General features: G+C 69.9%; 3 protein-coding genes and 1 pseudogene. 1 reads left to right on the forward strand and 3 read right to left on the reverse strand.

The window, feature by feature from the left end:
* From QHF85_RS49515 to QHF85_RS49525, 3 genes are all read right to left on the reverse strand, one after another.
* The coding region (locus QHF85_RS49515) for a PHB depolymerase family esterase (protein ID WP_281334545.1) at nucleotides 1–1120 on the reverse strand (1120 nt) is incomplete at its 3' end.
* 485 nt (nucleotides 1121–1605) lie between these two features.
* On the reverse strand, nucleotides 1606–2952 hold the full coding sequence (locus QHF85_RS49520; RefSeq protein WP_281334546.1) for a fibronectin type III domain-containing protein: 1347 nt from the start codon (nucleotides 2950–2952) through the stop codon (nucleotides 1606–1608).
* 123 nt (nucleotides 2953–3075) lie between these two features.
* Nucleotides 3076–3507: a hypothetical protein gene (locus tag QHF85_RS49525; RefSeq protein WP_281334547.1), complete on the reverse strand. Its 432-nt coding sequence runs from the start codon at nucleotides 3505–3507 to the stop codon at nucleotides 3076–3078.
* A 120-nt stretch (nucleotides 3508–3627) separates the two neighbouring features.
* Here QHF85_RS49525 and QHF85_RS49530 point away from each other — a divergent pair.
* A pseudogene (locus QHF85_RS49530) lies at nucleotides 3628–3886 on the forward strand (hypothetical protein); the annotation flags it as partial.

Genomic DNA, 3886 nt, shown 5'->3' on the forward strand with positions numbered 1-3886 from the left:
CGCTGCCGCCTGCGCCGCCGGTCCCGCCCGTGCCGCCCGTGCCGCCCGTGCCGCCCGTGCCGCCCGTGCCGCCCGTGCCACCTGCACCGCCCGTCCCGCCCGCGCCGCCGCTTCCATCCCCCGGCACGCCCTGGTCGAGGCCGAAGAACTGCCCGATGCGATACGCCGAGCAGAGATTGACATCGAGGATGTACGCGCCCGCGCTCCCACAGCCGCCCGCCGCGGCGAATCCGGGATCCACCGGCGCGCCGTGGCCCATGTTCGGAATCGACCAGAATTCGACGATCGTCTCGCCGTTCGCGTCGCGATACTCCTTCCGCGTCGCGCCGTCGATCGTCCACGTCGCGTCGGCCGTCGCGTCCGCGCCGTGCACGTTCGTCCATTGCTCGACGAGCTCGGTCGCATTGAGCGGCTTCACGATCACATCGCTCGTGCCGTGCCAGATCGAAACCTTCGGGCGCGGACCGGCATACCCCGGCACCGCGTTCCGCACCACGTCGCCGAGGACCGTCGCCGTGCGATCGACGCCGCCCATGCATTTCGTGAGATCCGCGGAGCCCGCGGCACAGCGGTACGGAATGCCTCCGATGATCGCGCCGCCCGAGAAGACATCAGGGTACGTCGCGATCATCACCGCCGTCATGGCCGCGCCCGCGGAGAGGCCCGTCGCGAAGACGCGGTCGTCGTCGATGGATACCTGCCCCTTCATCCAGTCGACCATCTGCTTGATCGAGAGCGCCTCGCCCTGATCCCGCTGGATGTCGCCGAGCTCGTACCAGTTGAAGCAACGCGTGGTGCTGTTCGCCGATTGCTGCTCGGGGTAGATCACGTGGAACTTCCACGTGTCGGCGAGGCTGTTCCAGCCCGCCTTGACGTAATCGAGCGCCGATTGCGTGCAGCCGTGCATCACGACCACGAGCGGCGCGTCCGCGCCCACGCCCGCCGGGGAATACGTGTACATCTTGAGGTTGCCCGGGTTCGAGCCGAAACCGGTCACGGTCGTGAGGCCCGAGGCGTCGGTCGCAATGGTATCGGCGAGCATTTCGCCGTCGTCAGAGGGCGTGCCGAGGCAACCGGCGCCGAGGGTGACGAGGGCGAGGACGAGGGCAGAGCGGGTCATCGAGCGCGACATGGTTCGTTCTCCTGCGTTTGCGAGGTGTTCGGAGACGACCCATGAGCAGGCGGCATGCCACGACGCAGCGCCTCGCTTTCCTCGCAAATTCGCGGGAAATGGCCCCGGGGCGCGTCACGCGCGTCGCACCGAATCCCGGCGCCGGGGGGCGTCACGCGTGACGCAGAGGGCGCGTCCAGCGCGGGGGCGAAGCGGGAGAGAGGCGGCGCCCCTTCAAGAACCGGCGCAGACGAGCTTCTTGCGGCCGCTCGGGGAGTCGATCTCCACGCGCCCGTCGCGCCCATCCGCGACGACCACGCCCTCGCCGAAGCGGCCATGGCTGATCACCTCGCCGGCGCGATATGCGGCGGCGGGATCGTAGGGCCGCGCGGCGACGCGGTCGCGCGACCAGCCTTCGAGAAGGCCGGTCGCGCCCGCGAGCTCACGTCACGAAGCCGCGCCCCTGCGCGTCGGGATGTTTGTCCCCTCGGCCATCAACGCGCGCGGACCACGGCCTGGTTCGAAGGCGCGCTCGTGCCAAGCGAGTTCGCCGCGGCGACCACGTAAAAATACTGCTGGCGCGTGACGACGTTCGTATCGGCCCAGCTCGTCGCATTGACGGTCGCGACGACCGCATACGGGCCGCCGCTCGTCGTGCTGCGCCGGACCTCGTAGCGGCTCGCGCCGTTCGAGGCGACCCAGGTCAGGTTGATGCGCCCCGGCTGCGCGCTCGCCGCAAGGGAAGTCGGCGGCGTGGGGCTCGGGATCGGGAACGCCCGGGTCACCGGGGTGACCCAGAGGCTCGGATCACGCGCCTCGCGCTTTTGCTCGACGTGCAGGAACTTGCCATTCGTCGTCGTCGGCTCGGTCGAGCACGCGCTCTCGACGGAGATCCCGTTCAAATGGCGCCCCTCGACGTTGTCCGTGGCATTCAATCCGCACGTGCCGCTGCCGGGCATCGTGACCCTCCAGAGCGGGTTCGCCCGCTCGGCCTCGCTGTCGAGCGTGCGCGCGGGAGAGTCCGCCGGCGGCGCCCCCGCGAGCCCGGGCGAGATGTAGGCCGTGACGCCTTCACAGCTATCGGACGCCATTCCGTGCCACTGGATCTGGTGATGCGGGCGGGCGCCGTAAAACGCGGAGATCTCACGCGCGGCCGCGAAGAACAGGCTGCCCGTGTCGTGCGCGCAGTCAGCCTTGCGGTAACTGCTGTCGCAGGCCTGGCCCGCGTTCGCATTCCGGTGCGCGCCGCACATGAGGAAGCTCCGGGACTCCGTCCGCTTGAACAGCTCGATGGCCTGCAGCTCGGTGTCGAGGTCCGCGAGCGGGTGCGGCGCCTGGTGCGAGAGCTCGCGCGAGGCGGCAGGATCCACGATGAACGTGCCCCAGCCTCGATCGAGGTATCCGTCCCCGTTCGCGTCCCCCTTTTCGAGCAGCACGCAATACGTCTTGCCGTTCTCGGCGTCCGTGAACGGACGGAGCTCCATGACCGACGCGATGCTGCCGCCGAGCACGAAATTGCAATTCCCGTTCAGCATGCGGGAGACCGCCGTGCGGATGTCGCCGAGGGCCGTCGAGGACGGCGCGCGGTATCCCTCGGAGCCCGAAATGGGCATCGTATCCCGCAGACAAGTTGCGAGCGCCCCGAGCGTGGTCGCGGACCGGCACCCGATCTCGCCCGCGGCCGGATTCACGTCCGCGAGCGACAGCGCGTCGGCCGAAATGCCGGAGAGCGCCTCGTCTGGGACGTCGAGATCCGGCAGGGAAAACCAATCCGCGTCCCCACACGAAGCCACCATGATGGCGGCGATGAATAGACCCGTCCCCTTGCGAATGCCAAGCATACGCCCTCCCCTCCAAACCACCGTCTACCACATCGACCCAGGATGTGCTCGCCGACCGGAGATCCGCGCCTAACGGGAGATTCTTTTTGTCGGGGGACGTAGAGTTTTACAGGACGAACGACGTCAAGGCGTACAGGACGGCGCCTGACCGCCCACGATGAGGCACATTCCCGAGACGAGTACGGAGCAGCTCCCCGCGCACGACGGCATGCAGCCGGCCGCCTGGAACGCCTCGACCGCGGCGGCGAAGCCTTGCGCCTCGGCGCTGCCGCCCGTCTTCACGTAGGAGCTACAGCCGCATTCGTCCGTGACCTTCTCCGCGCACTGCCCCGCGGCGCCGAGGACACACGACTTCGCGAGCGCGCGCGTGGCCTCGAGATCGTCTCGCAGCGCCGCGCAATCCACGCCGCCGCCGCCCGCGCCGCCCGCCCCCGCGCCGGCGTCCACCGTAGCGGGCGCGCCGACCTCCCAGTCGTATGCGCAGCTCGTCACGAACGCGGACGCCGTGGCGCAAAGGACAATCGCGCAGCGCGTTCTTCGAAGGACGGTGGCCACGAACGCGCAAGCTATCAAGAGGAGCGCGCAGCCGCCAAGGAGGAAGCCGGGCCGTTGCTACGGCAAACGTTTCCCCGGGCCGATCTTCGTGGAGGGGTCTTGTGGTAGGCTCGGGCCCTCATGCGACGCGATCGCTCGCACGGCCGGATGACCTTTGCTTTCGCCGCCGCCGCGCTCGTGCTCCTCTGCGCGGCCCCGAGCCGAGCCGCGGAGCCCGCCGCGACCGAAGCGAAGGCGGCCTACGACCGCGGCGCGGCCGCCTACGAGCGCGGCGACATGGCGACGGCGGCGCGCGAGCTCGCCCGCGCCGACGCGCTCGCGCCGAACCCCGTGGCGCTCGCATCGGCGCTGCGGGCCGCGATCGAAGGCGACGACGCGG

Origin of the sequence: Polyangium sp. 6x1, from assembly GCF_029946515.1 — a bacterium.
Taxonomy (GTDB): Bacteria; Myxococcota_A; Polyangia; order Polyangiales; family Polyangiaceae; genus Polyangium.